This window comes from Amycolatopsis halotolerans (assembly GCF_042647905.1).
GTDB classification, from domain to species: Bacteria; Actinomycetota; Actinomycetes; order Mycobacteriales; family Pseudonocardiaceae; genus Amycolatopsis; species Amycolatopsis halotolerans.
In genome coordinates this window covers 158,666-184,887 of record NZ_JBHRWI010000042.1, presented here as the reverse complement: position 1 = coordinate 184,887, position 26,222 = coordinate 158,666, and the positions used below count along the sequence as shown (strand labels likewise).

The following is a 26,222-nucleotide window of genomic DNA, read 5'->3' as shown; positions in this document are numbered from 1 at the left end:
CGGAAATTGTCGGGGGTGCCGCGCATGATGGATCCCGTGGCAAACGACGTCCTCGACCTCTTCTCCCCGGCGACCAGCACCTGGTTCGCCGGAGCCTTCGCCGCCCCGACGGCCGCGCAGGAAGGGGCCTGGCGGGCCGCACACGCCGGGCAGCACGCCCTGGTCGTGGCGCCCACCGGGTCCGGCAAGACGCTGTCCGCGTTCCTGTGGGCACTGGACCGGCTGGCGGCGGAACCGCCGCCGGCGAACCCGCGCGAGCGGTGCCGGATCCTCTACGTCTCGCCGCTGAAAGCGCTGGCGGTCGACGTGCAGCGCAACCTGCGCGCGCCGCTGGCGGGCATCTCCCAGGCCGCGCACCGGCTCGGCCTGCCCGCGCCGGAGATCGAGGTCGGCATGCGCACCGGCGACACCACGGCGGCGGAGCGCCGGTCGTTCGGGAAAACCCCGCCGGACGTGCTGGTCACCACGCCGGAGTCGCTGTTTCTCATCCTCACGTCCTCGGCGCGGGAATCGCTGAAGGGCGTCGAGACGGTGATCGTCGACGAGGTGCACGCCGTCGCGGGCGGCAAACGCGGCGCGCACCTGGCGTTGTCGCTGGAACGGCTCGACGCGCTGCTGCCCAAGCCGGCCCAGCGCATCGGGCTGTCGGCCACCGTGCGCCCGGTCGACGAGGTGAGCGCGTTCCTCGCCGGCGGTCGCCCGGTCACCGTCGTGCAGCCGAAGCTCGCGAAGACGATCCAGGTGCGGGTGGAAGTGCCGGTCGAGGACATGGCGAACCTCGACGGCCCGGCACCGTCTCCGATGGAGCGGCTCGACGACCTCACGTCGCTGTCGCAATTGCCGTCCGAAGGCGGGATCGGCACCCAGGAAGAGGTGGCCGGCGCGGCGGTGAAGCGGCCGTCGATCTGGCCCGCGGTGGAGGAACGGGTGCTGGAGCTGATCCGCGCGCACCGCTCCACCATTGTGTTCGGCAACTCGCGGCGGCTCACCGAACGGCTCACCGCGCGGCTCAACGAACTCGCGTCCGAGCAGACCGGTCTGTCTCAGAACGACGCGTTCCCGGCGGAGGCGGTCGGGCAGTCCGGCGTCACGTCGGGTGCGGAGCCGGTCATCGCGCGGGCGCACCACGGGTCGATGTCCCGCGAGCAGCGCACCCACGTCGAAGAGGAACTGAAGTCCGGGCGGCTGCCGTGCGTGGTGGCCACGTCGTCGCTCGAACTCGGCATCGACATGGGCGCGGTGGACCTGGTCGTGCAGATCGAGGCTCCGCCCACCGTGGCGTCCGGGCTGCAGCGCGTCGGCCGGGCCGGGCACCAGGTCGGCGCGGTGTCGTCCGGCGTGATGTTCCCGAAGTTCCGCGGCGACCTGGTGTCGTGCGCGGTGGTCGCGGAACGGATGGCGACCGGGGCGATCGAGGCGGTGCGCTACCCGCGCAACCCGCTCGACGTGCTGGCCCAGCACGTCGTGGCGATGGTGGCGCTCGAACCGTGGACAGTTCCGGAGCTGGCGGCGCTAGTCCGGCGGGCGGCGCCGTTCAGCTCGCTGCCGGACGACGCGCTGCACGCGGTGCTCGACATGCTCGCCGGCCGCTATCCGAGCGAGGAGTTCGGCGAGCTGCGGGCGCGGATCACGTGGGACCGGGTCGGCGGCGAGCTGCACGGGCGGCCGGGCTCGCAGCGGCTCGCCGTCACGTCCGGCGGCACCATCCCGGACCGCGGGCTGTTCACCGTGATGACGCCGGGCGACGAAGGCAAACCCGGCTCGCGCGTGGGCGAGTTCGACGAGGAGATGGTGTACGAATCGCGGGTCGGCGACACGATCCTGCTCGGCACCTCGTCGTGGCGGATCACCGACATCACCCATGACCGCGTGATCGTCGTGCCCGCTCCCGGCCAGCCCGCCCGGATGCCGTTCTGGAAGGGCGATGCCGCCGGACGCCCGCTGGAACTGGGGCGGGCGCTCGGCGCGTTCGTCCGCGAACTGTCCACTTCGGACACCCCGGCGGCGCGAGACCGGGCCGCCGCGGCCGGGCTCGACCAGCGCGCCTGTGACAACTTGCTGGCGTATCTGGAAGAACAGAAATCAGCGACCCGGCACGTGCCCAATGACCGGGTCATCCTGCTCGAGCGCTACCGCGACGAACTGGGCGACTGGCGAATCGTGCTGCACTCGCCGTTCGGCGCTCAGGTCAACGCTCCGTGGGCGCTCGCGATCGCCGCCCGGCTGCGGGAAAACCGCGGCGTCGACGCCCAGGTGGCGCACTCCGACGACGGCATCGTGCTGCGGCTGCCCGACGCGCTCGACGCCGACGGCGGCGAAGTCGCCATCGGCGCCGACGACGTCCTGCTGGACCCGGAGGAGGTCGAGCAGTTGATCGTGGCGGAGGTCGGCGGTTCGGCGGTCTTCGCGGCGCGGTTCCGGGAGTGTGCGGCACGCTCGCTGCTTCTGCCGCGACGTGATCCGCGGCGGCGCACTCCGTTGTGGCAGCAACGGCAACGGGCGTCGCAGCTGTTGTCAGTGGCGGCGAAGTACGAACGGTTCCCGGTCGTGCTGGAGGCCATGCGCGAGGTCCTGCAGGACGTCTACGACGTCGGCGGGCTGCGGGAGCTGATGTCGGACGTCCGGGCGCGCAAGGTGCGGCTGGTCGAAGTGGAGACACCGGCCCCGTCGCCGTTCGCACGGAGCCTGTTGTTCGGTTACGTCGGGATGTTCCTGTACGAGACAGACGCCCCGCTGGCCGAACGGCGGGCCGCGGCGTTGTCGCTGGATTCCGCGCTGCTGGCCGAATTGCTCGGTACGGAAGCGATTCGCGAACTGCTCGATCCCGAGGCAGTGGCCGAGGTCGAACGGTCGCTGCAGCGGCTCGATCCGGACCGGCACGCCCGGTCGGCGGAGGACGCGGCGGACTTGTTGCGGTTCCTCGGCGATCTGTCCATCGCGGAAGCCGCGGAGCGCGGGATCCAGCCGGAGTGGCTGGCAGAACTCGCCTCGGCACGGCGTGCGATCCAAGTGCGCATCGGCGGCGAGGAGCGGTATCTGGCCATCGAGGACGCCGGACGGGTGCGAGACGCACTGGGCGTCGCGCTTCCGGTCGGCGTGCCCGAGGCGTTCACCGAGCCGGTGGCGGATCCAGTGGGCGATCTGCTCGGCCGCTACGCGCGGACTCACGGTCCGTTCTCCGCGACTGCTGCGGCAGACCGGTTCGGGCTAGGAACAGCAGTTGTCACCGGCGTGCTGGACCGGCTCACCGGTGAAGGCAGGCTGGTCCGCGGCGAGCTGAGTCCGGTGGGGCATCCGGAAACCCATGGTGTGGGCGTCGAATACTGCGACGCGGCCGTACTGCGGCGGTTGCGGCGCGCGTCGCTCGCCCGGCTGCGGGCAGAGGTCGAGCCCGTGGAACCGGCGGCGCTGGGCCGGTTCTTGCCCTCGTGGCACGGAATCGGCGCGCGGCTGCGGTCCGCGCCGACGGCCGACGACGTGCTGTCGGTGGTCGAACAGCTTGCCGGCGCGCCCTTGCCGGCGAGCGCGGTGGAGTCGCTGATCCTGCCCAGCCGGTTGCCGGGCTACTCCCCCGCGCTGCTCGACGAACTCACCACCGCGGGCGAGGTCACCTGGGCGGGCTGCGGCGCGCTCTCCGGCGGAGACGGCTGGCTGGCGCTGGCTCCGTCCGACGTCGCGGATCTGCTGCTGCCCGAGGTCGAGGAGAATCCGCCGACCAGCCCACTGCACGAAGCGATCGTGACGGCGTTGGAAGGCGGAGCGTTGTTCTTCCGGCAGCTCGTCGACCGGGTCACGCCGGGCCTGGAGCAATCGCCGGACGATGGTGCCGTGGTGGCCGCGCTGTGGGATCTGGTGTGGGCCGGGCTGGTCACCGGCGACACGCTTGCGCCGCTGCGCGCGCAGGTCGCGGGCCACGGCGCGCACAAGCCGCGGCGGCAAGCACCACGCGGCCGGTACGCCCGCATGCGCGCCGGGCGTCCGGCGATGCCCTCACGCACCGGACCGCCGACCGCCGCTGGCCGATGGGCGCTGACCCCACTTCGGGAAGCCGAGCCGACTCGTCGTGCGCACGCCCGCACCGAGGCGTTCCTGGAACGGCACGGCGTCCTCACCCGAGGCGCGCTCGACACCGAACGGGTCACCGGCGGTTTTTCCGGGATCTACAAGGTGTTGCGCGGCATGGAGGACACCGGGCAGGTCATTCGCGGCTACGTCGTCGAGGGTCTCGGCGCCGCACAGTTCGCGGCGAAGGGCGCAGTCGACCGGCTGCGCGCCCTCTCCAGCACCGCGCCCGCCACTGCGAGCCGCAACGACAGCGCTCGTGCCGTAGTTCTCGCCGCCGCGGACCCAGCACAGCCGTACGGCGCGGCACTGTCCTGGCCTGCCGCGACTGGCGACACGAAACACCGGCCAGCGCGCAAAGCCGGAGCGCTGGCGGTGCTAGTCGACGGAATCCCGGCCCTGTACGTCGAACGCGGCGGTCGCTCCTTGCTGAGCTTCACGGAGGAACGCGGTTCGCTGCAGGCCGCCGCAGCTGCCTTGTCGACTGCGGTCCGGGAGGGCTGGCTGGGTCAACTGGCCGTGCAGCGCGCGGACGGAGAACACGCGCTGACCTCGGAGCTGGCCGAGATCCTGCAGGAAGCCGGCTTCCGTGCGACTCCGAAGGGACTCCGTTTGAGAGCTTGACACTGCCTGGGTTGTTGCTCGGCCTAGCCATGAGCATGGACGCGTCCGGCCCATAGTCCCACCGATCGGCTGCCTCCGTCGCGCGGTCAGCGGGCGCGCGCGGCGGACCCGCGTCGGGGAAGCAGGTGGCGTCACTAGACTTCTCGTGGCCCCTCGGTGGACAAAAGGACGTTCGATCATGGCGATGCGCGAGTTGCGCTACTTCGGTGACCCGGTGCTCAAGTCCGTGTGCGACCCGGTGACCACGTTCGACAGCAAGATCGAGGCGCTGGTGAAGGACCTCCTCGACAGCGTGCAGCCGGAGGGCCGGGCCGGGCTCGCGGCTCCGCAGATCGGGGTCGGGCTGCGGGTGTTCAGCTACGACGTCGGCGGGCTGACCGGGTACGTCATCAACCCGGAGATCGCCCACCTCTCCGAGGAGACGCACGAAATCGGCGAGGGCTGCCTGTCCGTGCCGGAGCTGTGGTTCCCGACAGTCCGCGCGAAGCACGCCGTCGTGCGGGGCGTCGACCTGCGCAACGAGCCGATCGAGGTCGAGGGCGTCGACGTGCTGGCCCAATGCCTCCAGCACGAAACCGACCACCTCGACGGAAAGCTCTACCTCGACCGGCTCACTCCCGACCGGAAGAAGCAGGCGCTGCGCGAGGCGCGGGGCAAAGACTGGTTCTGGAACCGCTGACCGGCCGCGGAGCCCGGGGCGTCCGGGCGGCGAAGAGCCGCAGCACCGTGTCGTCGTCCGGGCTGGTTTCGACGTACAGTCCGGCGCGCGCGGCAGTCCGGGCCATGGCGTCGTTGCTCGGAAGGCGGACCGCGGTCAGTTCCGTGATCCCGTCCGCCCCGGCGAGGGCGATCAGCCGAGCGAGCAACGCCGTGCCGATTCCCTGTCGCTGCCAAGCATCCTCGACGAGCAGCGATACCTCAGCCGTGCCGTCGCGCTGAGAGATCAGCTGTCCGAACCCGATCACGTCCGGGCCGCACACTGCGAGCAAGCTGGTTCCGCGCGGCGGCATGAGCAAGCGGTGCAGCCATTTTCGGGGAACCGTGCGCAGCCCGGTGTGGTAGCGGTTGAACAATGTCTTCGCCGAACAGCGAAGGTGCACCGCGCCGATCGCGTCGATGTCGCGCGGAGTGCCGATCCGCAGAACGACCGCGGCCCCGTCCGGACGGTCAAGCACCATCGGCCCGGCCAGATTCTGCTCCGCCGCGGCGAGTAATTCCAGGAACGCCGCAGCCTGAGCAAGTTCGGAGTCGGCGAACGCCACCCACCGCCGCCGCGCGACGAACGCCTGCCCGTCGCCGAAGGGAAAGACCGCCCGGTGCCCGCCCTCCGTGCGCGCCGGGTTGGATTCGTTCGCGGGAACCAGCGTGACGAGGTCGGCGGACAGGACCGACCGCAGCATCGGAGCACGGCAACCGGGATCGGCAATCGCCCGCCGAGCGGCGCTGAGGGCCGTTGCGGTCGAATCGCGAAGGCCGCAAACGCTGGTTTCGACAGCTGCCTCTCGCGCTAAGGCGCGCGCGGGTGCTGCCGGGGCGGGCAGGTCTCCAGTCCCGATGCACAACTCCCCCGCGACGGGGAGCGCAGTCGCCGCACGGAGTTCCGTAGTACCGGCTCCCGTTGCGGCCTCCTGAACTGCGACGAATCCGTTCACCGCCGAGGCAGGCGACTCCCGGATCGCGGCATCGCCGTCGGACTTCCCCAGCGCGAGCGGTTGAGCTGCGGCAGGCTTCCGGACGCCGGTGCCGGAGGTGGCCTCTCGATCGGCAGCGAAAGCACTTGCTCCAAGGCCGCGCGATTCTCCGACGACGGAATCAGCGGGCGGGTGCTCCGCACCCGGGAGCGGTTTTGCCGCAGAGCGTTCGCTGGCATCGGCTTCAGAGCGGGTCGTCTGGTCAGCCGCCGACGCTGACGAAGCATGGTGTTCGCACGCAGGCATCCCAGCGCGCATCTCCCGGTCGGCGCGGAACGCAGTTGCCTCCGGAACACCGTGTTCCCCGGTATCAGGCGCAGCGGCAGTCGTCCGGCCGGGAGCGGGTGTGTCCGTGATCGGAGTGAGGAGTTCCCGGGCGACGGCCTCGGCGATCGAATCCTCGGGTGCGGGGGCCGGTGCGCGGAGTTCGGGGATGGCGGTTTCGGTCATCCCCAGGCAATCGCCGCCTTCGTCGCGGAGGGCGTCTATCAGGAGGTGTTGCGGCAGGCCGGTTGCGGGGCGCAGCACGAACTCGTCCAGGACGCCGCCGGGTACGGGGTGTCTGGTGAGGCCGACGATGCGGCATTCGAGGTCGGCTAGTCGGATCGCGAAGCGGGCCAGCGTTCCGGGGTAGTCGTCGGAGCGTACGCGTACTCGCCAGGCTCGGGCCGGTGGGCGGTTTTCTTTGGAATGGCTGGGGTTTGGCTCGGAGCGAGCGAGGTGTGCCGGCTCGTCGGCAAGGGCGTTTGCGAGGAGGCTGCGGGGCGTCGAAGGCATGTCCATGGGACTTACCGTTCCTGACGCACGTAACCGGGGGCGTCCTGTGGTGTTTCGGGTTTGTCAGAGGGTGCCCGGGAATGCGTGATCTGCGGGAAACGTGGCGCGGATCAGCGTGGGGCGAGCAGGCGGAATTCGTTGTCTTCCGGGTCGGTGAAGTCGGTCTGGCCGATCAAGTGGGCACCGGCTGCTTGGAGGCGGCGGGCTTCGGCGGCGTGGTCCTCGTCGAGGGCCGGGGCTAGTTCCAGGTGAAGGCGGTTTCGGTCGTGCTTCGGGGTTTTCACGCGGAGGAATTCGAGAGTGGGGCCGCGGCCGGAGGGGTTGCGGAGGGTAGTGATGGCGGGCTCATCGGCGGTGATGGGCCAGGCTGTGAGCGAAGACCAGAAATGCGCTAGGCGTGCGGGGTCCTCTGCGTCCACGACGATCGCTGCCAGGGCACCGGCACTGGCGTATTCCTGGCGAGGTTCCAGCACGCAGAACTCGTTGTCTTCGGGGTCTGCCAGGACGATCCACGGGACGTCGCGCTGGCCGATGTCGATGGGGCGGGCGCCTAGGGAAACGGCTCGGGCGACGGTTTCGCGTTGGTGTTCGCCGGACGTGCTGGAGAGGTCTAGGTGCAGCCGGTTTTTGGTGGTCTTCGGACGGGACGAGCGGGCGAAGACCAGGTTGAGATCACAGCCGTCGTTCGCTGCGGGATGGACCTCGTCCGGGGATTCCGCGGTGGTGTGCCAGCCAAGGAGGCCGGACCAGAACCGGGCCAGGCGGGCTGGTTGTTCGGCGGCGATGGCCAGGTTGACCAGACGGGTTGCCATGTCGCCACGGTAACGGGGAGGTCCGACAAAAACGGCGGATCGTGCGCTGGCGAGACCGGGTGAAAGAACTGTGCCGGCAAGCGCGGGGGTATCGCGCTTGCCGGCACAGCCGGATCGCCAGGTGGCCGGTGAGAAACCGAGAAGCTTCCCCGCTTTCGGTTCTAGGCGGTCACCTGGTGGCCAGTCGCAGCAGGGCCCAGGTTTGGGCGGACAGCTCGTGGTCGCCGTCGGTGTGGACCATGGTCACCGGGACTCTCCCCCAGAGCCAGAGGTACACGTTTTCGGGCGAGCCGGTGACTATCGCGTCCGCGGCGTCGGCTTCTCGGGCAGAGCAGCGCCAGGCTTCTGTTTCGCCGGGGCCCGCTCTCGCGATCCAGCTGTGGCCTCCGGTGTGGAAACCCACTGTGCCGTTTCGGGTTCCCGAGATGCCCATGGTGGTGAGCTTGTGTCCGAAGTAGAGGGTGAGGGCCTCGTCGACGCCGTCGGCGGCCAGGTCGTCCGGGACTGTCGAGTCGCCGGTTCCGGCTGCGTTTTCGGCGTCCACTCGGTGGACGAGGGTTTCGTGGAGCATGCGGCGGCGCCAGAAACCGTGGGTCGGGTCGGCGGACCACCAGGTGGCGGCTCGGGAGGCCGGGTCGTGGTCGGCCAGTTCCACCTCGAGTTCGGTGCGGGCGGCGGAGTAGAAATCGACGACCGGCTGGCCGGGCAGGGGTTCGCGCCACAGTTCGGGGCGGCGGCCTTCGCGGATCCAGCCGAGCACCTGCCAGTACACGGCGCCGACGTGCTTGAGCAGCTCGTTCAACGTCCAGCCCGGGGCGGTGGGCACCGGCGAATCGGGCGACGCCGAGTGCGCCACCTCCCCCAGCAGCAGCGCCTCCGCGGAGAACGCCTCGAGCAACCGGCCGTGGTCGACCGTGCCGAGTTCACGCGACATGAGCTTCCCCGGACATCGGCAGGCCGTGCACGACCCGGCGGACCAATTCGAGGAACTGGGCTGTTGCCTGCAGCAGGCCCTCAGCCAGTTCGGCGGTGACGCGGCCGGTGATGCCCGCTTCGGCGGCGGCCCGGGTTTCGGAATGGTCGGCGAAGAAGGCCGACCATTCGCGCAGTTCGGGAGCGACGGCGTCGAGCAGCACCCAGCCGCTGGCGGGACGGCCCCGGCCTCGACGCGGACGACCCCGGACGGCGAGCACCGCACCCGCGCCGCGCAGGGCGGCGAGGTAGGCGCCGATGAAGCGTTCGGCCGGGTCGTGTTCGTTTTCCGCGTGGTCGAGTCCGCGATTGGCCTGGGCCAGGAGGGTGACCGCCTCGGGAGCGACCGGCGGGCGCAAGGACAGCGGGAGTTGCGGCTGGCCCGGGCCGCCGGAGCGATGGGCGGCCGACTCGGCGGAGGGCCGGACGGCGGCTCGGCTGCGGTGGACGACCTGCCTCGGGGGCGGCGAACTGGGCAGGGCGGGTTCGGGGACGTGGTGCACGGTTGGCTTGGAGGTTGGAGCGCCCGACGGGGTGCGTTCGGGCTGGGGAGCGGGGTTGGCCGCTGCGGCAGAGGGTGCGGTGGAGCGGTTCTCCGACAGCCTGGATGCGGAGGAACCCGCCGGGGTGCGCTCAGGCTGGAGAGCGGGCTGGGCCGCCGCGGCGGATCGCGCGGTGGAGATGTCCTCTGGCGCAAAGGGCAGCGCGGGGTCGGTCGCCGGAGCAGCACGCCGAGCAGAGCCAGCCGTCGAAGCGGACGACGGAGCCGAAGCAGACGGAGCGCCAGAAGCCGACGGTTGGACAGCACTGCCTTCGGGAACCACGTGCGCAGCGGAAGCCGCCGGTTGAGCAGCACTGTCCGAGGGAACGGCCGCGGAAGCGGCCGAGGCTGAACCAGCACTTCCCGGCTGCACCGCCGCGCCGAACGTCAGCTGTTCGCCAACCGCGCCAGGTCGGTCTGGGCTGCCCTCCAACGCACGGTCCGCGGGGGACACGACCGAGACGGACATGGCGACCCTCCTCCTGCTCGGGTGGGCCCGGCCGGGGCCCGAGGTGCTTCCCCCACCCCGGGACCGGCCGGTGCGCTCCCACCGGGTATCGAACGTCTGTTCGATCTGTTTCCAGAGTAGCCGCGCCGGCCACTCCGCTCAACCCCGCCGGTGGAATCGGGGCACGTGGTGCGGGACACGGCCGCACTGGCGTGGTCTCATAACGGAGTGAGCACCCACGACCATCCCGCTGTCGCCAAGGTCACCGCCGCGCTGGGCGAGGCCGGGCAGCACGCCGCCGCTGACGGAGTGCGGGTGCTGCCCGCCGAGGTGCGCACTGCCGCGCAGGCCGCGGAGGCGCTCGGCGTGCCGGTCGGCGCTATTGCCAACAGCCTGGTTTTCCGGGCCCGCACGAGCGACGGGGCCGAGGTGGCGTTGCTTGCCCTCACCTCGGGGGCGCATCGGGCGAAGGAGTCCCGGCTGGCGGAACTCGCGGGGGTCGCGGAGGTCGGCAAGGCGGACGCGGCGTTCGTCCGGGAGCACACGGGACAGCCGATCGGGTGCGTCGCTCCGGTCGGGCATCCGGAGCGGCTCGTGACGCTCGTGGACACGGCGTTGCGCGACTGTCCCGAGGTGTGGGCCGCGGCGGGGCATCCGAAATCGGTCTTCCCGACCACGTTCGACGCGCTCGTCACGCTCACCGGGGGCACCCCGGGCGATCTGGCGGGCGAAGGGGAGGATGGTCGACTGTGACCGCCATGTCCTCCTCCGGGTGTTCCCGGTACGTGCAGCTCTCCGCCGACGAGTTCCGCTCCCGGCTGCCGGAAGCGCTGGCGATCTACGTGAACGCGATGCGCTACTCCGAGGGCACGGCCGAGCAGCGCGCGCCGATGTGGCTCACCCACGCGCTGCGCGAGGGCTGGCGCTGCATGGCCGCCCTCGACGACAACGGCGTGCTGCTCGGAGTCGCGTACGGCTACAAGGGCCGCGCCGGGCAGTGGTGGCACGAGCAGGTCCGGCACGGCCTCACCCGCCGCGCCGGGACGGAGGAAGCCGAGCGCTGGCTGACGGACTACTTCGAGCTCACCGAGATCCACGTGCGGCCGGAGAACCAGGGCAAGCAGATCGGCGAGGACCTGCTGCGCCGGCTGCTCGACGGCGTCCCCAGCGCGAACGTCCTGCTCTCCACGCCGGAAGGCACGAGCCGGGCGTGGAAGCTGTACCGGCGCATGGGGTTCGTCGACGTTCTGCGCGATTACCAGTTCACCGGCGATCCGCGGCCGTTCGCGATTCTCGGCCGGTCGCTGCCGCTCGAAGCGCAGCAGGGTCAGGCGTAGGACGCCGCACGCCCGGTGCCGGACCGGGCGTGCGGCGCGCTCGCCTACCGCAGCGGAGCGTCTCCGCGAAACGGCCCCCAGAGGCCGTGCGCGCCAGTGATTGCGAGCTATCAGGCGTGACCGAGCGACGGCGCCACCGTCTTGGCCACGGCGACCGCCTTCGTGCAGGCGGTGGCGGTGTCGAGGCCGCTTTCGGGCTCGCCGCTGAACTGCACGGAAACGATCTCGCCGTACCCGTGAGCCTCGTCGTCCTTCGGAGTCTCGACCTTGCGCCAGGTCGCGTCGCAGCTGACCACGCTGCTGTCCGCGTCCTTCTTCTGGATGGCCGTGACGCCATTGCCGAGGTCGGCGGGCTGGCCGTCCCCGGCATCGGCGGGCAGGCCCTGGTGCAGGTGCACGGACACCTGCGGGTAATGGGTGCCGTCGCCGGACCAGAAGTCGCATTCGTGCAGGCTCTTGGGCTCCACGAAGGACTTCTGCCCCAGCGCGGTCTCGACGGCCTGCTTGCCCGCCACCGCGCACGGATCGGTCGTCAGCACGGAGCCGGGCACCTGCTTGTACTGCGGCGGGGAGCTGTGCAGGGCCTGCACGACCTTGGTCAGCGCCGCGCGGCCGGGCGCGCAGGCGTCGCCGGCGGACTTGGTCTGGAAGGTGATCCCCAGCGACTGTTCGAACGACGTCACGACGGAGACCCAGCACGACCCTGGCTTGTCGCCGTCGACGACCAGCGGAAGGCCTTCGAGTTTCTCGACCGGGTCCTTCGACATGATCAGCTGGTCGCCGACGCGCAGCACCAATTCGACGGTCTTGCCGCCGGCGTCCTTGACGTCGACGCGGCACTCGCCCCATTCGGAGGAGGAAAGGCTCGACTGGTCCGGGGCGCCGACGCCGCCGAGGGTCTTGCTGTCCAGCAGCGCGCACGGATCCACGGTGCGCAGGGCCGCCGCCTGCACCGCGGGGTCGGTGATCGGGGGTTTCGCTTCGGAGGTGGGAGAGTCCGCGGCGGCGGTGCCCGCGGTCGAGCCGCCGCAGCCCGCGAGCAACGCCAGCAGAGCCACCCCAGCAGCCAGCGCCGATGCCCGGAATATTCGGTTTTCGGTGATCATGCGCGGCACCGTAGCGGAATCTGTCACCCGTTCGTGGCGAAATCTCCAAAAATGCGGACAGTCCGTGAATGATGCTCACCGGGGCTCAGGCCGCCAGTAGCCGACCGCGAGCGCCGCCACGAGCAGCACCGCGCCGCCCCACGCGAACGCGCTCAGCCGTTCGTGCAGGAAAACAACCGAAAGCACGGACGCCGTCAGCGGCTCCAGCAGCGCGGACAGCGCGCCCAGCACCGGGTGGGCGCCGCCGAGACCGCGGAAGTATGCGGCATACGCGACGGCTGTCGGGACCACGCCGAAATACACAGCCAGCAGCAGCACGTCGGCGCGGGCGGGCAGGTCCATGCCGAGCCACAGTGCGGCGGGCGTCAGCAGCAAACCGCCGGTCAGGCAGCCGAATGCCGTGGTGGCCAACGGATCGAGGCCGTCGACGGGCTTCGCCGTGATGAGCGTGAGCACGGCGAACCCGGTCGCCGCAAGCAGCGCGAAGCCGAGGCCGCCGACCAGCCGGGCGGGTGACGCCGCGGTTTCCGGCGACCAGCGCAACAGCACCAGCCCCGCGACGGCGCCGCCGACGGACACCAGCGTCCACAACTGGGGTGCGCGACGCCGCCGCACCGCGGAAAACACCGTGAGGACAACGGGTGCGGCACCGATCGTGGTCATCGTCGCTGTGCTGACTGAGCTGAGCGCGACAGCGGCGAAGTAGCTGGCTTGGAAGAGCGCGAAGAGGGCTCCGATGAGAACGAGACGGCACCAGTTTTGCTTGGCTGGAAAGCGAAGTCCGCCGGTGAGAGCGACGTAGACCGCGCTCGCGGCGCCGCCGATGAGCAAGCGATAGGTGGCGACGGCCAGCGGGTGCAGGCCGGCTTGCTGGGCGAGCAGCGAGCCGGACAGGCCGCCGGTTCCCCAGAGCACACCGGCTACGACAAGGGCGGCCGACGAGCGGGCGCGCGAAGGTACGAGAACAGACATTCGGAAGTGGGCTCCTGCGTCGAAGGAATCGGAAATCGACGACGCGGGGCAGCGTGCACGGGCCGGTTCAGGACGTCATCCGGTGGCCGCGGGCCCGGTTTCGGGCGCACGCGGCGAAAACTGCCCCGCTCAGGAGGCTGGTGGTGGGATGACGACGAGGAGCCACTGCACGGACGGGAGCTTAACCAGAGGCCGAGGGGACGATCAACGGGTTTGCGGCGTGCGGCGCCAACGGATTTCGCCGTCCTGCCATTCGTCGGTGGCGGTGAGCCCGGCAGCGGCCGCGACGGCGGCGGAGGCCCGGTTTTCCGGGTGGATGTGGGCGATGATCGCGTCCACCGGCTGCGAGAGCAACCAGCCCACGAGTCCTCGCGCGGCTTCGGTGGCGATGCCTCGGCCCTGCCACGGAGTTCCCACCACCCAGGCGATTTCGGCGACCGAACCGTCGACCGTCGCCTGAACAGTGCCCGCCAGGCCGGAATCGCGCACCTGGATCACCCAGTTCAGCCAGGACACCGCCGGATCGGGCGAGCCTGCGGTCATCCGCCGGTAGCGCGAACGGAGAGCGGCCAAGGAGTCCGGCGCGCCGCCGATGTACGTGTGCAAGGCCGGGTCGGACAGCACTGACGCCATCTCCTCGGCATGCGAGACAGACAGCGGCAGCAGGTCCAACCGGGCGGTTTCGATGAGCTGAGCGGTAACCATGAGAGGAAGACACCCGGGCCGGTGCGGGAACACCGGCCCGGGAAAGCAGTCTCAGTCCAGCTGCGCCAGCTGCTCGCGCAGGGTGTCCAGTCCCATGCCGCCCATCTGCAGGGCCTTGGTGTGGAACTGCTTGATGTCGAACGCCGAACCCTGCCGCGCGCGGGCGTCGTCGCGCGCGGCGAGCCACAGGCGTTCGCCGAGCTTGTACGCGGGGGCCTGGCCCGGCCAGCCGAGGTAGCGGTCGATCTCGTCGTGGACGTGCGCGTGGTCGGTGATCGTGCGGGTCAGCATGAACTCCAGGCCCAGCTCGGGCGTCCAGCGCTCGCCCTCGTGGAATCCGGTGCCCGCCGGGATTTCCCGTTCCAGGTGCATGCCGAGGTCGACCACGACGCGGGCGGCGCGGAACATCTGCTCGGACAGCATGCCGAGCAGGTTGCCGTCGTCGGAGAGGTAGCCGAGTTCCTCCATCAGGCGTTCCGCGTACAGCGCCCAGCCTTCGCCGTGCGCCGAGATGAACGTCATGAGCCGCTGGTACTTCGTGAGGGTCTCGGCCTGGTTGACCGCCGTCGCGATCTGCAGGTGGTGGCCCGGGACGCCCTCGTGGTAGACCGTCGAGACCTCGCGCCAGGTCGTGAATTCGTTGCGGTCCGCGGGAAGCGACCACCACATCCGGCCGGGACGGCTGAAGTCCTCGCTCGGCCCGGTGTAGTACGCGCCGACGCCGCCGCCCGGCGGGGCGATCTTGCACTCCAGCGCCATCAGCCGGTCCGGGATGTCGAAGTGCTTGCCGCGCAAGGACTTCAACGCGTCGTCGGACAGCTGCTGCATCCACGCCTCGAACTGCGGGCGGCCCTGCACGCGGTAGCGCGGGTCGGCGTCGAGCACCGCGGCGGCCTCCGCGGGCGTCGCGCCGGGCTTGATGCGGTTCGCGACCGCGCGCATTTCCGTTTCCAGCCGCGAGAATTCGTGCCAGCCCCACTCGTACGCCTCGCGCAGGTCCAGCTCCGCGCCGATGAAGTAGCGCGACCACAGCCGGTAGGTGTCCTCGCCGACGGCGTCCTTGACCGGGGCCTTCGGAGCGAGCTCGGCGCGCAGGAATCCGGCGAACTCCGCGAACGCCTCGTCCGCGGCCCGCGCTCCCGCGGCCAGGTCGGACTTCAGCGAATCGACCCCCGCGCCGGCGACCATGCTGGCGAAGAACCCGGGTCCGTCCTTGAGCCCGGCCCACGTCTCGCACTGCTCGGCGACCTTCGAGACCTGCCGCAGCGCCGAAACCCGCCCCTTGTCGGCCGAGGCCAGCAGCGACGCGCGGACCCCGGCGAGCGCCTCGGGCACCTTCGGCAGCCGGGCCGCGACGTTCGCCCAGTCGTCCGGGGTGTCGGTCGGCATCAGGTCGAAGACCATCCGCAGGCCCTGCACCGGGCTCTCGATCACGTTGAGCGAAGCGGCGTCGAGACCCGCGTCGTGGATCTCCAGCTCGAGGCCGATCCGCTCGCTGAAGACGGCCTTCGCGACCCGCTCCCCCGCGTCCGCCGGTTCCGCGGCGGTCACCGCGGCCAGCGCGCGCCGCGCCAGCTCCGCGCGGGCGTCGTGGCCGGCGGGCGAATAGTCGGTGAGCTGGTCGTCATAGCCCGCGACGCCGAGCATGGTGGCCGCGACCGGGTCCACGGCCACGTAATCGTCGACGTACCGGTCGCAGATCTCCGGAACGCTCTGTTCGGTGGAAGCCATGCCCGGCACGCTACCGGCCGGAGGCGCCCCGAGCCCACGCAGTTACGCGCGGGCGGGCACCAGTCCGAGCCGGGTCACCACCTCGCGGGTCGCCTTGGACCGGTTGAAGGTGTAGAAGTGCAGGTCGGGCACGCCTTCGGCGATCAGTTTCTCGCACAGTTCGGTGACCCAGTCGATGCCCGCCGCGCGGAAGGACTTGGGGTCGTCCGACAGCGGTTCGAGCCGGTCGAGCAGGCGCTGCGACGCCGGGGCACCGGACAGCTTGATCGTGGTGTGCAGCGTCCGCAGGGTGGTCAGCGGCATGATGCCGGGCAGCACCAGCGCGTCGCAGCCCGCGGCGGCGACCCGGTCGCGCAGCCGCAGGAAGTCCTCGGCCTCGAAAAACAGCTGCGCGATCGCGAAATCGGCTCCCGCGCGGAACTTGCGCACCAGGTGCTTCGTGTCCGATTCCAGGTCCGCCGAGCGCGGGTGGCCGTACGGGAACGCCGAGACGCCGACGCAGAAGTCGCCGAGCGAGCGGACCAGTTCGACCAGTTCCTCGGCGTAGGTGAGGCCCTCGGGGTGCGGCACCCAGTCGCCGTAGACGTCGCCGGGCGGGTCGCCGCGCAGCGCGAGGATGTTGCGCACGCCGACCGCCGCGTACCAGCCGATCACGTTCCGCAGTTCGGACACCGAATGGTCGACCGCCGTCAGGTGCGCCATCGGGCAGAGCGTGGTCTCGGTGGCGACGCGGGCGATGCTGCGGATGGTGCCGTCGCGGCTCGAACCGCCCGCGCCGTAGGTGATCGACATGTACGCCGGGTCCAGCGGTTCCAGCTCGCGGATGGCCTTCCACAGGACGGCCTCGTCGGCCTCGTCGCGGGGCGGGAAGAACTCGACGGAGAACGCGGGCCCGTCCCCCCGCAGCCTTTCGATCACCGACGTCATGGAGTGAAATGGTAGTGGCTCGGCTCGAGCCCCGGCAGAGCCGACGGGTGGCCTTGGCCACGCGGCGTACCGATGCCGGGGACGTCCGTGAGGGGAACCCTGAGGGACTCTGAGTCCCTCAGGGTTCCCCTCACGGACCGCAAACCCTCCCGGCGGGCGTGGGCGCGCGTACCGTCAGGGGGCGAACCCTCCGGGGAGGCGAGCCCATGAGCAGTGAAGACGATCTGGCCTGGGACGAAGACGTGCGCGTGGCCGTCTACCGCGCGTTCGCCTCGCGCGGCCGCCCGCCCACCGCGCCCGAACTGGCCGACGCCGCGCACGGGTCGCTCGCGGTGGCGAAACAGGCGCTGCACCGGATGGCCGACCCGAGATGGCTGTGGCTCGACGAATGCGAGCACGTGGCGCTGGCCGCGCCGTTCGCGGCGGTCCCGCTCGGGTTCGCGGTGATGGGCGAGCACACCATGTGGTGGGGCGGGTGCGCCTGGGATTCGTTCGCGATCCCGCACCTCGTCTCCGGCGAGCCCGAGGTGCTGGTGGCGACGCGCTGCCCGGGCTGCGGCGAGCCGTCCGCGCTGGTCGTGCGGCGGGACCGGCCGCCTGAGGGCGCGCAGGTCGCGTACTTCCCGGCCTCGCCTGAGCAGCTCGCGGGCGATCGCGGGAAGCAGCGGCTGTACTGCGCCGAGTCCTGTGTGGACAGTCCGGGCGAGGTGCTCGGGCTCGACGCGCTGTGGCATCTCGCGAAGGACTGGTACGCGGGCTGCCTGGAACCCGGCTACCGGCCGCGCGGGCCCGCGGAGGCGGCGGAATACTTCGCGGCGAGCGGGCGTCCTGACGCGTTCCGGAGCGGCTGAGCGCGTCTGGTGCGCCACATCCGGGGGCGCCCGGCGTGACCCCGGCCGCCCGCGTCCCGGAGGATGAAGACATGGACGCGCCCGGATTCGACGCCGATCTCCCCGTGCACGTGGAGCGTGCGCTGGCCGATTTCCTCGGCCGGGCGGGGACCGAGATCCTGCGCACCGAGCCGAGCGTCGCGGCCGGGATCGAGGCGCTGTCCGGTTTCGTGCTGGGCGGCGGCAAGCGGATCCGCCCGACGTTCGCCTGGTGGGGCTGGCGCGGCGCGGGCGGCGCGGCTTCCGGTCCGCTCGCCGAGGGCGCGCTGCGGGCGGTCGCGAGCCTGGAGCTGATCCAGGCCTGCGCGCTGATCCACGACGACCTCATCGACTCCTCCGACTCTCGCCGCGGCAGGCCGACCGTGCACGTGGCCGCCGAGAAACTGCACGCGGACCGTGGCTGGCTCGGGTCGCCGTCGGTGTTCGGGCTGGCCAGCGCGGTGCTGGTGGGCGACCTGGCGCTGGCCTGGGCCGACGACATGTTCGCCGAGGCCCCGCTGCCCGCTGCCACGATCGCGGCGGCTCGCCCGGCTTGGCGCGCGATGCGCACCGAGGTCCTCGCCGGGCAGTACCTCGACGTCCGTACGCAGGCCGTGGGCGACGCCTCGCCTGAGGCCGCGCTGCGGATCGACCGGCTCAAGACGGCCGCGTACACCGTCCAGCGGCCGCTGCACCTCGGCGCTTCGCTCGCCGGGGCGGACGACCGGCTGATCGCCACGCTGCTGGAGTTCGGCGGCGACGTGGGCGTGGCGTTCCAGCTGCGCGACGACCTGCTCGGCGTGTTCGGCGACCCGTCAGTGACCGGCAAACCCGCCGGCGACGACCTGCGCGAGGGCAAGCGCACGCTGCTCGTGGCGCTGGGCCTGCAGCTGGCCGAGGAGAAGGGCGACCACGCCGCAGCCAAGGTGATCGCCGACGCGATCGGTGCCGCTGACCTCACCGGCGGCACCGTGGACCAGGTCCGCGAGGCGCTGACCTCGGTCGGCGCGGTCGCCGCGGTGGAGCGCCAGATCGACGAGCTGACCGCCTCCGCGAACGCCGCGCTGGAACGCGCGCACCTGGCCGAGCCCGCCCCGTCGGCGCTCGCCGAACTGATCCGGCTGGCTACCCAGCGGAACTTCTGATGCGGACGGTGAACGGGCACGCCGACCACGTGGTGGTCGTCGGCGCGGGGCTGGCCGGGCTCTCGGCCACGTTGCACCTGCTCGGCGCGGGACGGCGGGTGACGCTGCTGGAGCAGCGGAAGACGCCCGGCGGACGGGCCGGGCAGCAGGACTTCGGCGCGAACGCGGTCGACACCGGGGCCAGCGTGCTGACCATGCCGGAGCTGGTGGACGAAGCGCTGCACGCGGTCGGCGAATCGCTGGCCGACACCGTGCCGCTGACCAGGCTCGATCCGGCATACCGGGCTCGTTTCGCCGACGGCAGCTCGCTCGCCGTGCACACCGACGGCGACGCGATGGAAGCCGAGATCCGTTCGTTCGCCGGTCCGGCCGAGGCGGACGGTTACCGGCGGCTGCGACGGTGGCTCACTGACCTGTACGCGGCGCAGAAGGACCACTTCATCGGCGCGAACTTCGACTCGCCGCTGGACCTTGTCCGTCCGGAACTCGTGAAGCTCGCGGCGTTGGGCGGCTTCGGCCGGTTAGGCCCGCGTGTCGCCAGCTTCTTGCGCGACGAGCGCGTACGGCGGCTCTTTTCGTTTCAGGCGCTGTACGCAGGTCTCGACCCGACGCGTGCGCTCGGCGCGTACGGGGTCATCGCGTACATGGACACTGTCGGCGGCGTGTACTACCCGCGGGGCGGCATGGGCGCGATCGCCCGCGCGATGTCCGACGCTGCGACGCGCGCTGGAGCCGAACTGCGGTTCGGTACGGAAGCTGCGTGGCTTGAGCGGGTGTCGTCGCGCGTACGCGCTGTACGCACGCGTTCGGGCGAGCGCATTGAGTGTGACGCCGTGGTGCTCGCGACAGAGCTTTCGGCGGCGTACCGGCTGATCGGCGCGCGTCCGCGGCGTGTGCTGCCGTTGAAGTACTCGCCGTCGGCCTTCGTGCTGCATGGGCACGCGGACCGTTCGTGGCCGGAACTGGACCACCACACGATCTTCTTCGGCCAGGCGTGGGAGCGGACCTTCGCTGAGATTGTCCGCGAGGGCAAGCTGATGAGCGATCCGTCGCTGCTGGTCACGCGCCCGACCGCGACCGAGCCGTCGCTCGCTGGCGACGGCGGCGAGATCGTCTCCGTGCTCGCCCCGGCCCCGAACCTGAACACCGGCCCGATCGACTGGTCGCGCGTCGGCCCGGCTTACCGCGAAGAACTGGTGCGCACGCTGGAATCGCGCGGGCTCACCGGGTTCCGCGAAACCTACATTGTGGACGAACAGCTCACTCCGGCCGACTGGGCGGCGCGCGGTTTGGCCGCCGGGACACCGTTCTCGCTCGCGCACACCTTCCCGCAGACCGGCCCGTTCCGGCCCGCGAACCTGGTGCGGGCGGCGGAAAACGTGGTGCTCGCCGGGTGCGGGACGACGCCGGGCGTCGGCATCCCGCCGGTGCTGATCTCCGGACGGCTCGCCGCGGAAAGGATCACCGGCCGGTGAGCGAACTCGACGCGGCCGGCATCGTCGAACCCGCGCTGCGTTCTGCCTATACGGAATGCCGGCGCATCAATGCCCATCACGGCCGCACGTTTTTCCTTGCCACGCGGCTGCTTCCGGCGCGGGCCCGGCCGGCCGCGCACGCGCTGTACGGCTTCGCGCGGATGGCCGACGAACTGGTCGACAACCCCGAGCCCGGCACCGATCCGGCGGTCGCGCTGGACAAGGTGGCCGGGCTCGTCGACGAGGTTTACGACGGAAGCGTCCCGGGCGATCCGGTGCTGGCCGCACTCGCGGATACGGTGTCTCGCTACGACATCCGGCGTGCTTTGGTGGATGCGTTTCTGCATTCCATGCGGATGGATCTGACGGTTTCCGAGTACGCGACTTACGCCGATCTCGGCGAGTACATCTACGGTTCGGCTTGTGTGATCGGGCTGCAGATGTTGCCGGTGTTCGGGACTGTCGTTCCGATGGAGGAGGCTTCGCTTAGCGCGGCGGCGTTGGGGGAAGCGTTTCAGCTGACCAATTTCCTGCGGGACGTCGGCGAGGATCTCGACCGTGGGCGGTTGTATCTGCCTACGGAGGAACTGGCGGCGTTCGGGGTGGATCGGGCGGTGTTGCTGGACGCGCGGCGGAGTGGGCGGCCGGATCCTCGGGTACGGGCGGCGCTTGCGGTGGCGGTTTCGCGGACCCGGGCGGTGTATCGGCGGGCTGAGGCGGGAATTCCATTGCTGCGACCGGAATCTCGGCCTTGCGTGCGGACGGCTGTCACGTTGTACGAAGGAATTTTGGACGAGATCGAGGCGATGGACTACGCCGTGCTGAACCGGCGCGCGGTCGTCGGCAAGGGGCGGCGGGTCGCGGTCGCGGTACCTGCGTTGGTACGGCGCGCAATTACTTCCAGGTCTCGATAACGCGGGTTGGTTCGGCGCTGGCGTCGTACGAGCGCAGCCATGGCAGAGTCTCCATGACGCTCAGGTCAGCCGGGCGCGGTGGGCGGCCACGCGTTCCCTTGTGGCGCAACGGGAAGAGCAGTACCGGCGCGGGCTTCCCCCGCCCAGATGCGCGAAGGGTTTCCCGCACGACGGCGACGCGCACAGGCCGCCGGGGACGCTTTGGCGGTCGGCCAGCAGGTTGGCCAAGGCCAGTGCGGAGGACGTGATCAGCCAGGCTCCCCACGGGCCGTCGTCGGACGAGTCGACGTGCAGGTGCCAGCCGAAGTCGTCGTCGTGTGCGGTGAGGCGCGGGGGTCCGGCGTAGGCGGCGAACAGGGCGTTCAGCACCTCGGCGGCCGAAGCGGCGTCGGGGGCGGCGAAGACCTCCCGCAGTTCCAGCGCGGCGGCACGCAACTCGGCCACGTCGCGCGCGGAAAGCCGGGGTTGCGGTTCGCCGTGCTCGACCAGCACTGCGGCTACCGAATCCGGCGAAGGATCCGCCGCTAGCAGCACATCGAGCAGCGCTACGGCACGGCGGACCGCGTCCCGGGCGGAGCGGCCCGCGAAATCCGGCTGCGTTCCAGGCATGAGCCACTGTAACATCTCGCGGGTGACAAGCCGTTACAGATTCGCGGCCTATCTCACCGGGGCGACGGCTGCGCGCACTGGTGACGAACTGTCCGGCCCGGCGGTACTGCTGCTCGGCGTGGGCGCTTCGGGGGCGGTCGCGGGGTCGACGCTGCTGGCCGGGCTCACTGTCGCGGCGGCGGTGGGCGGGCCGGTGCTGGGCGCGCTCCTGGACCGGTCGCCCACGCCGGGCCGGATCCTCGCGGTCGGGCTGATCGGGTACGCGGCGGGGTTGGCTGCGATCACCGCGCTGTTCGGGGCGGTGCCGTTTGCGCTGGTGATGGGGATTGCGGTGGCGAGCGGGTTGCTGGCACCGGCGATCGGGGGCGGGTGGACGGCGCAGGTCCCCGCATTGGTGCCCGCACAGAAACTCGGCAGGGCGAGCACGCTCGACGCGATGACGTTCACCGCGGCGGCGCTCGTCGGGCCGGGGCTCGCGGGAGTGCTCGCCACGGCGGCGGGGGCTCCGGTTGCGATGGTCGTGGCTGGGGCGCTGGCGTTGATCGCGGCGCCGTTCGCGTGGCGGCTCCCCCGCAACCGTGAAAAGCAGCGGCCTCGATTCTTTGCAGCAGCAACGGTTCTTGTCCGGAATCCTGCGCTGCGCCAGTCGACCGCTACCTCGACGTTGTCGTGCGTCGGGATCGGGATGGCGTTCGTCTGCTATCCGTTGATCGGCGAGCAACGGCTTGGCAGCGCGGGGTACGGGACGTTGTTGCTCGTCGGCTTGTCGGTCGCGTCGTTGCTGGCGAATGCGGTTCTCTCGCGGCGGTCGTATTCGCCGGATCGTGCGGTGCAGCTGAGCACGGTCGCGATCGGGATTGGGCTCGCGGGGGCGGCGGTGGCACCGAACGCGCCGCTATTGGTGATTGCCGTGGCACTCACCGGGATTGGCGAAGGGCCGCAGCTCGCGTCGTTGTTCGCGGTTCGGCATCGGGAAGCGCCGCCGGAAATGCGGGCGCAGGTGTTCACCACCGCGGCCAGTGTCAAGATCGCCGGGATAGCGCTGGGGAACGCCGCTGCCGGGCCGTTAGCCGCCTGCTCCCCCGCCGTCGGATTGGTTGCGGCGGCGGGGATGCAGGTGGTCGCGGCGGTCGCGCATCCGTTGTGGACGGTCAGAAAGCAGCTAGTCCATTAGGCGTTCCATTGCCAGTCGGGCCGTCGTATCCGGGGACGCCGGTGCAGAGGTAGTCTCCGCATTCCTCGAATACGACATTGTCTCCGCCGACGACGTCGTTGAGTTTCCCAGCGTACAGCCGCGAAGCGTCCGGATACTGATCATGGTGTCCGGCCAATGCGATGACTCCCGCGATGAACGGAGCAGACGCACTGGTGCCGCCGACTACCGTCCAGCCGTGGAGGACTGTGGTCTCGTACACGGCGGGTCCGGTGACGGGATCGGCTACCGCGGCCACATCCGCAACGGTCCGGCCTGGGCAGTTCGGGTCCTTCTGCCACGCGGGTTTCGGGACCCAGGCCGAACATCCGCTCGACGCGCCCTTCCACACCGATTCGGTCCAGCCGCGCGGATTGTCCGCTTTGGACAGTGAGGTGCCGCCGACCGCGACGACGCTCGTGTACACCGCGGGCGCGCTCGGTGCCGCGAATCCGCCGTCACCGCTCGACGCGACGATCGCCACGCCGGGGTGCCGGTAGTGCGCGGCGAAATCGCCGGACCAATGGCTTTCCGGTGCGCCGTAGCTGTTCGACACAATCGTCGCGCCCAGTTTCACGGCCGTGTCCACCGAGGTGCCAAGTGCGTCGAAGGACGCGTCGTCGCCTTCCACCAGCAGGATTTTGCACTGGGAACAGGCAGCGGACGCCATGTCCAGGTCCAAAGCGATCTCCACTGGCCAGTCGCCCTGTCGCGGCGGGAGTGGAGCAGCGTCGCCGTGCTGGTTGACTTTGCGGAAGCAGCCGTTCGCTGTGGTGCAGGCCGGGAGGCCGTAGGTTTGTCGATATACCGCCAGGTCCGCTTCGGCGGTCGGGGCGTCGCCAGCGTCGACGATGGCGATCGTCTCGTTCGCGCCGCCAGTGCCGGGCAGGCGGTAGGCGGAACGCAGGTCAGCGGGGCTGTATCCGGTGGCGCGCAAGGCAGCGCGACTGTCCACTTTGGCGTAGCAGCGGGCGAATCCGGGCGCGGCGGGACCGCAGATGTCACGCGGGGAGGCGGACGCGACGGACGGGATGAGCGCGCCGAGGAGAAGCAGCACAGCGAGGATGCGTTTCATCGCTCAGCCTTCCCGACGGTGTAGGCGTTGCTGATCGTCTGCGTGATCGCATTGCCCGCCAGGTCCTGCGCGGTCACCTTCAGCGACGGCGACGTCCCGGCTGGCGGATTCCACCACATGGCGACGTATTCGCCGAACAATCCGAAGACCTGCGCGGGCTGCCAAGTGGTTCCGTTGTCGACAGAAACCGAAACGGTCGCCGAGGTGATCGGCGAATGCGATCCGGCACCGCTGTAAGCGGCGTGGCCGACGTGCAGTTCAAGCACCTGCAGCGGCGAGGACGACGTCGTGGAGAGATCGGAATCCAGCCGGTAATCCACCGTCAGCGCGCCGAGAATCCGGCACGGCTGCGTCGGATCGACTGCCTGGCAACGATGCGGGGACGGCAGTGCGGGGCCAGCCGCGGCCGGGTCGTACTGCAGCGTCAGTTCAGTGCGCAGTTTTCCGGCCTGGCCGACGCCAGGGATCGCGGTCCGGTCGACGTCCAGCACGCCTCGTAAAGTCGCTGGCGTCTTCGGCACTTCGACCGACGCGCCGTAGGCACCGTCCTGATCGAACAGTTGCTGATCGTTGCGGTACAAGGAGAAGTGCAGTTGCGGGGCGTAGAACAACGGGATCGCGGTGTGGTCCGGTTCGCTGTCGCGCAATTCCGGGATGGCAACCGAAACCATGCCGCCGGAATAACAGGCCTCGCACAGCCGGTCCCGCTTCCACTGCCCGAGACCGGCGGTCAGCGGGCCGCGCGACCAGTCGACGGTCGTGGTGCTGCCCGGCCGGTAGGTACGCGGATCGGCGGTCATGAGCGTGTACGACGAGCCTTTTTGCTCGTACTGCACCCATTCCGTGGTGTGCGTGGTGCCGAGGTAGTCGGTCAGGACGCCGGGGGCGGGAATGAAGAAGCCGCTCGCGCCGAGGCCGTGCCGCAGGATCACCGGGTCCACCGGGCCGCTGTCGATCGCGACCGGCATGGTGTCGGCGGGATCGGCGTACATCCGGTCCTCGACCGTCGCGAGTTCACTGTCCTTTGTGGAAAACGACTGGTTCTCGGCGATGCCGTCGCTGGCGAACGAAAGGTCGACGCGGTACCGGTCCTCGGGCTTGGGCGGTTTGCCTGCCCACTGCACGACGTAGTGCAGCAAGCCCTGAGCGGGCTTCGGCACCGGCCGCACGTACTGCTTGGTCGTGCTGCCCGAGATGCCGACGGCGAATCCGCGGCCGGTCGCGTCCTCGCGGAAGAAGTTGGTGGTGAGCGAAGCCTGCGTGGTCGACTTCGACGGAGCCACCTTCACCTCGGCGGTCGCGTACTTCTCCTCCACGGTGAGGGTCTGCGCGTCCGGCGAATCGCCGACTGTGAACCCCTCGACCCACGAGGTCCGCGTGGCGATCACGCTCCCCGTGCTGTCGAAGTCGGAGAAGGTCGAGGACGCGGTGTAATGCCCTTCGGGAACCGCGATCCGGGTGACGCCGTCGACGTCGACATGCCGCAGCAGCTTGGCCGCGGAATCGGTGTTGATCAGCGACACGATTCCGTTGACCGAGCGGCCCTGCAGGTCGAGGAGCCGGAGTTCGAGGATTTTCATCGGATACCGCGGCTGCTGTTCGCGGGGAGCGCCGGCCAGCCGGATCGTCGCGGGCAGCGCGCTGCTGCCTGCCGGACGACCGGCGGCGGCGTCCTCCGCGAGGCGTCGGTGCAGGTCAGCGGCGAATTCCGTGGCCGAAGCGAGGTATCCGGTCGCGGTGTTCCCGGCGGACGAGGCGAGCGTGATGCCGGGCAACGCCGTCGGGGCCGAGCCAGCGGGGAACGTCAGCTCAAGCGGCGTCTTCCCGGACTGCAGCCGGGCCAGCGCGGTGACGTCGAAGAGCGATTTGTCCAGCCGCCCGAGAAACGGAACGGCCTCGCCCGGAATGACATAACGGTCACCGCCGTCGGTTTGATACGACTGGAAAGTGGTGCGCGGCGGCGACGAAAAGGCGTAATTCGTGCCGCCGTTCGGCCCCGGGAAAACCGTCAGCCGGTCCCCTGTCGGCAAGGTCACTTCTCGCGCTCGCGGTGCCGCCGCTGTGAAGGGCGCGGCCGCCGCGGGTGGTGCCGGCAAAGCGGAACTGCCCAGCACCAGCGCGATCGACACGACCGCGCGGCGTCTTCCGGAAACCCGTCCTCCCATGCCCGATGCTCCTCTCCAGCATGCGGCAGAGCAGGATTTTCAGGACGGTTCCCGAGGATGGACTGGACCAATT

Annotated in this window: 21 protein-coding genes; 9 read left to right on the top strand and 12 right to left on the bottom strand. The window is 70.5% G+C overall.

All coding sequences use genetic code 11. The features are described from left to right. Positions 1-24: 24 nt before the first annotated feature. Positions 25-4,686 (top strand): ATP-dependent helicase, encoded by a 4,662-nt coding sequence (locus ACFORO_RS31385; protein WP_446681611.1) that lies wholly within the window; start codon positions 25-27, stop codon positions 4,684-4,686. A 178-nt stretch (positions 4,687-4,864) separates the two neighbouring features. Continuing rightward, complete coding sequence (def, locus tag ACFORO_RS31380) at positions 4,865-5,365, top strand: peptide deformylase (RefSeq protein WP_037809726.1); 501 nt, start codon at positions 4,865-4,867, stop codon at positions 5,363-5,365. Here the strand turns inward: def and ACFORO_RS31375 are convergent. From ACFORO_RS31375 to ACFORO_RS31360, 4 genes are all read right to left on the bottom strand, one after another. Further along, positions 5,298-6,086 carry a GNAT family N-acetyltransferase gene (locus ACFORO_RS31375; protein ID WP_377872718.1) on the bottom strand — a complete coding sequence of 263 codons (789 nt, stop codon included), beginning with the start codon at positions 6,084-6,086 and terminating at the stop codon, positions 5,298-5,300. The genes def and ACFORO_RS31375 overlap by 68 nt on opposite strands. Before the next feature lie 1,178 nt (positions 6,087-7,264). Further along, positions 7,265-7,966 carry a VOC family protein gene (locus tag ACFORO_RS31370; RefSeq protein WP_377872719.1) on the bottom strand — a complete coding sequence of 234 codons (702 nt, stop codon included), beginning with the start codon at positions 7,964-7,966 and terminating at the stop codon, positions 7,265-7,267. A 169-nt stretch (positions 7,967-8,135) separates the two neighbouring features. Continuing rightward, complete coding sequence (locus ACFORO_RS31365; RefSeq protein WP_377872720.1) at positions 8,136-8,900, bottom strand: maleylpyruvate isomerase N-terminal domain-containing protein; 765 nt, start codon at positions 8,898-8,900, stop codon at positions 8,136-8,138. Next, a complete protein-coding gene (locus ACFORO_RS31360; protein ID WP_377872721.1) occupies positions 8,890-9,441 on the bottom strand; it encodes an SAV_6107 family HEPN domain-containing protein in 552 nt (183 codons plus the stop codon). The genes ACFORO_RS31365 and ACFORO_RS31360 overlap by 11 nt, the downstream gene beginning before the upstream one ends. Before the next feature lie 714 nt (positions 9,442-10,155). Between ACFORO_RS31360 and ACFORO_RS31355 the strand changes: the two genes are divergently transcribed. Both ACFORO_RS31355 and ACFORO_RS31350 read left to right on the top strand, forming a co-directional pair. Continuing rightward, positions 10,156-10,680 carry a YbaK/EbsC family protein gene (locus tag ACFORO_RS31355; protein ID WP_377872722.1) on the top strand — a complete coding sequence of 175 codons (525 nt, stop codon included), beginning with the start codon at positions 10,156-10,158 and terminating at the stop codon, positions 10,678-10,680. Then, positions 10,677-11,264, top strand: a complete 588-nt coding sequence (locus tag ACFORO_RS31350; protein WP_377872723.1) for a GNAT family N-acetyltransferase — start codon at positions 10,677-10,679, stop codon at positions 11,262-11,264. The genes ACFORO_RS31355 and ACFORO_RS31350 overlap by 4 nt, the downstream gene beginning before the upstream one ends. 110 nt (positions 11,265-11,374) lie before the next feature. Here ACFORO_RS31350 and ACFORO_RS31345 read toward each other — a convergent pair whose 3' ends face one another. The 5 genes from ACFORO_RS31345 to metF form a co-directional block, all read right to left on the bottom strand. Beyond that, positions 11,375-12,370 carry a DUF3558 family protein gene (locus ACFORO_RS31345; RefSeq protein ID WP_377872724.1) on the bottom strand — a complete coding sequence of 332 codons (996 nt, stop codon included), beginning with the start codon at positions 12,368-12,370 and terminating at the stop codon, positions 11,375-11,377. A 75-nt stretch (positions 12,371-12,445) separates the two neighbouring features. Next, entirely contained in the window at positions 12,446-13,342 is an 897-nt protein-coding gene (locus ACFORO_RS31340; RefSeq protein WP_377872725.1) for a DMT family transporter, read from the bottom strand. Positions 13,343-13,546: 204 nt separating this feature from the next. Next, complete coding sequence (locus ACFORO_RS31335; RefSeq protein WP_377872726.1) at positions 13,547-14,047, bottom strand: GNAT family N-acetyltransferase; 501 nt, start codon at positions 14,045-14,047, stop codon at positions 13,547-13,549. A 51-nt stretch (positions 14,048-14,098) separates the two neighbouring features. Beyond that, positions 14,099-15,778 carry a DUF885 domain-containing protein gene (locus tag ACFORO_RS31330; protein WP_354747966.1) on the bottom strand — a complete coding sequence of 560 codons (1,680 nt, stop codon included), beginning with the start codon at positions 15,776-15,778 and terminating at the stop codon, positions 14,099-14,101. A 42-nt stretch (positions 15,779-15,820) separates the two neighbouring features. Next, positions 15,821-16,705 carry a methylenetetrahydrofolate reductase [NAD(P)H] gene (gene metF / locus ACFORO_RS31325; protein WP_354747968.1) on the bottom strand — a complete coding sequence of 295 codons (885 nt, stop codon included), beginning with the start codon at positions 16,703-16,705 and terminating at the stop codon, positions 15,821-15,823. Between the two features lie 206 nt (positions 16,706-16,911). Between metF and merB the strand changes: the two genes are divergently transcribed. From merB to ACFORO_RS31305, 4 genes are all read left to right on the top strand, one after another. Further along, positions 16,912-17,556 carry an organomercurial lyase gene (merB, locus tag ACFORO_RS31320; RefSeq protein WP_377872727.1) on the top strand — a complete coding sequence of 215 codons (645 nt, stop codon included), beginning with the start codon at positions 16,912-16,914 and terminating at the stop codon, positions 17,554-17,556. A 71-nt stretch (positions 17,557-17,627) separates the two neighbouring features. Beyond that, a complete protein-coding gene (locus tag ACFORO_RS31315) occupies positions 17,628-18,719 on the top strand; it encodes a polyprenyl synthetase family protein (protein ID WP_377872728.1) in 1,092 nt (363 codons plus the stop codon). Next, positions 18,719-20,194, top strand: a complete 1,476-nt coding sequence (crtI, locus tag ACFORO_RS31310; RefSeq protein WP_377872729.1) for a phytoene desaturase family protein — start codon at positions 18,719-18,721, stop codon at positions 20,192-20,194. Before ACFORO_RS31315 ends, crtI begins: the two co-directional genes overlap by 1 nt. Continuing rightward, entirely contained in the window at positions 20,191-21,108 is a 918-nt protein-coding gene (locus ACFORO_RS31305; RefSeq protein WP_377872730.1) for a phytoene/squalene synthase family protein, read from the top strand. The genes crtI and ACFORO_RS31305 overlap by 4 nt, the downstream gene beginning before the upstream one ends. A gap of 60 nt (positions 21,109-21,168) precedes the next feature. Here ACFORO_RS31305 and ACFORO_RS31300 read toward each other — a convergent pair whose 3' ends face one another. Further along, positions 21,169-21,717 carry a CGNR zinc finger domain-containing protein gene (locus ACFORO_RS31300; protein ID WP_377872731.1) on the bottom strand — a complete coding sequence of 183 codons (549 nt, stop codon included), beginning with the start codon at positions 21,715-21,717 and terminating at the stop codon, positions 21,169-21,171. A gap of 22 nt (positions 21,718-21,739) precedes the next feature. Between ACFORO_RS31300 and ACFORO_RS31295 the strand changes: the two genes are divergently transcribed. Beyond that, positions 21,740-22,891 (top strand): MFS transporter, encoded by a 1,152-nt coding sequence (locus ACFORO_RS31295; protein WP_377872732.1) that lies wholly within the window; start codon positions 21,740-21,742, stop codon positions 22,889-22,891. On the opposite strand, the gene ACFORO_RS31290 is transcribed toward ACFORO_RS31295, so the two are convergent. Together ACFORO_RS31290 and ACFORO_RS31285 are read right to left on the bottom strand one after the other, a co-directional pair. Further along, a complete protein-coding gene (locus ACFORO_RS31290) occupies positions 22,869-23,984 on the bottom strand; it encodes a S53 family peptidase (RefSeq protein ID WP_377872733.1) in 1,116 nt (371 codons plus the stop codon). The genes ACFORO_RS31295 and ACFORO_RS31290 overlap by 23 nt on opposite strands. Beyond that, complete coding sequence (locus tag ACFORO_RS31285) at positions 23,981-26,149, bottom strand: hypothetical protein (RefSeq protein WP_377896687.1); 2,169 nt, start codon at positions 26,147-26,149, stop codon at positions 23,981-23,983. Before ACFORO_RS31285 ends, ACFORO_RS31290 begins: the two co-directional genes overlap by 4 nt. Positions 26,150-26,222: the final 73 nt, after the last annotated feature.

What these genes read in the sequence shown, in the direction of transcription:
- ACFORO_RS31385 (WP_446681611.1), top strand. Translation starts at nt 25, where the DNA reads ATGATGGATCCCGTGGCAAACGACGTCCTCGACCTCTTCTCCCCGGCG.
- def (WP_037809726.1), top strand. Translation starts at nt 4,865, where the DNA reads ATGGCGATGCGCGAGTTGCGCTACTTCGGTGACCCGGTGCTCAAGTCC.
- ACFORO_RS31375 (WP_377872718.1), bottom strand. Translation starts at nt 6,086, where the DNA reads ATGCTGCGGTCGGTCCTGTCCGCCGACCTCGTCACGCTGGTTCCCGCG.
- ACFORO_RS31370 (WP_377872719.1), bottom strand. Translation starts at nt 7,966, where the DNA reads ATGGCAACCCGTCTGGTCAACCTGGCCATCGCCGCCGAACAACCAGCC.
- ACFORO_RS31365 (WP_377872720.1), bottom strand. Translation starts at nt 8,900, where the DNA reads ATGTCGCGTGAACTCGGCACGGTCGACCACGGCCGGTTGCTCGAGGCG.
- ACFORO_RS31345 (WP_377872724.1), bottom strand. Translation starts at nt 12,370, where the DNA reads ATGATCACCGAAAACCGAATATTCCGGGCATCGGCGCTGGCTGCTGGG.
- ACFORO_RS31340 (WP_377872725.1), bottom strand. Translation starts at nt 13,342, where the DNA reads ATGTCTGTTCTCGTACCTTCGCGCGCCCGCTCGTCGGCCGCCCTTGTC.
- ACFORO_RS31335 (WP_377872726.1), bottom strand. Translation starts at nt 14,047, where the DNA reads ATGGTTACCGCTCAGCTCATCGAAACCGCCCGGTTGGACCTGCTGCCG.
- ACFORO_RS31330 (WP_354747966.1), bottom strand. Translation starts at nt 15,778, where the DNA reads ATGGCTTCCACCGAACAGAGCGTTCCGGAGATCTGCGACCGGTACGTC.
- metF (WP_354747968.1), bottom strand. Translation starts at nt 16,705, where the DNA reads ATGACGTCGGTGATCGAAAGGCTGCGGGGGGACGGGCCCGCGTTCTCC.
- merB (WP_377872727.1), top strand. Translation starts at nt 16,912, where the DNA reads ATGAGCAGTGAAGACGATCTGGCCTGGGACGAAGACGTGCGCGTGGCC.
- ACFORO_RS31315 (WP_377872728.1), top strand. Translation starts at nt 17,628, where the DNA reads ATGGACGCGCCCGGATTCGACGCCGATCTCCCCGTGCACGTGGAGCGT.
- crtI (WP_377872729.1), top strand. Translation starts at nt 18,719, where the DNA reads ATGCGGACGGTGAACGGGCACGCCGACCACGTGGTGGTCGTCGGCGCG.
- ACFORO_RS31300 (WP_377872731.1), bottom strand. Translation starts at nt 21,717, where the DNA reads ATGCCTGGAACGCAGCCGGATTTCGCGGGCCGCTCCGCCCGGGACGCG.
- ACFORO_RS31290 (WP_377872733.1), bottom strand. Translation starts at nt 23,984, where the DNA reads ATGAAACGCATCCTCGCTGTGCTGCTTCTCCTCGGCGCGCTCATCCCG.
- ACFORO_RS31285 (WP_377896687.1), bottom strand. Translation starts at nt 26,149, where the DNA reads ATGGGAGGACGGGTTTCCGGAAGACGCCGCGCGGTCGTGTCGATCGCG.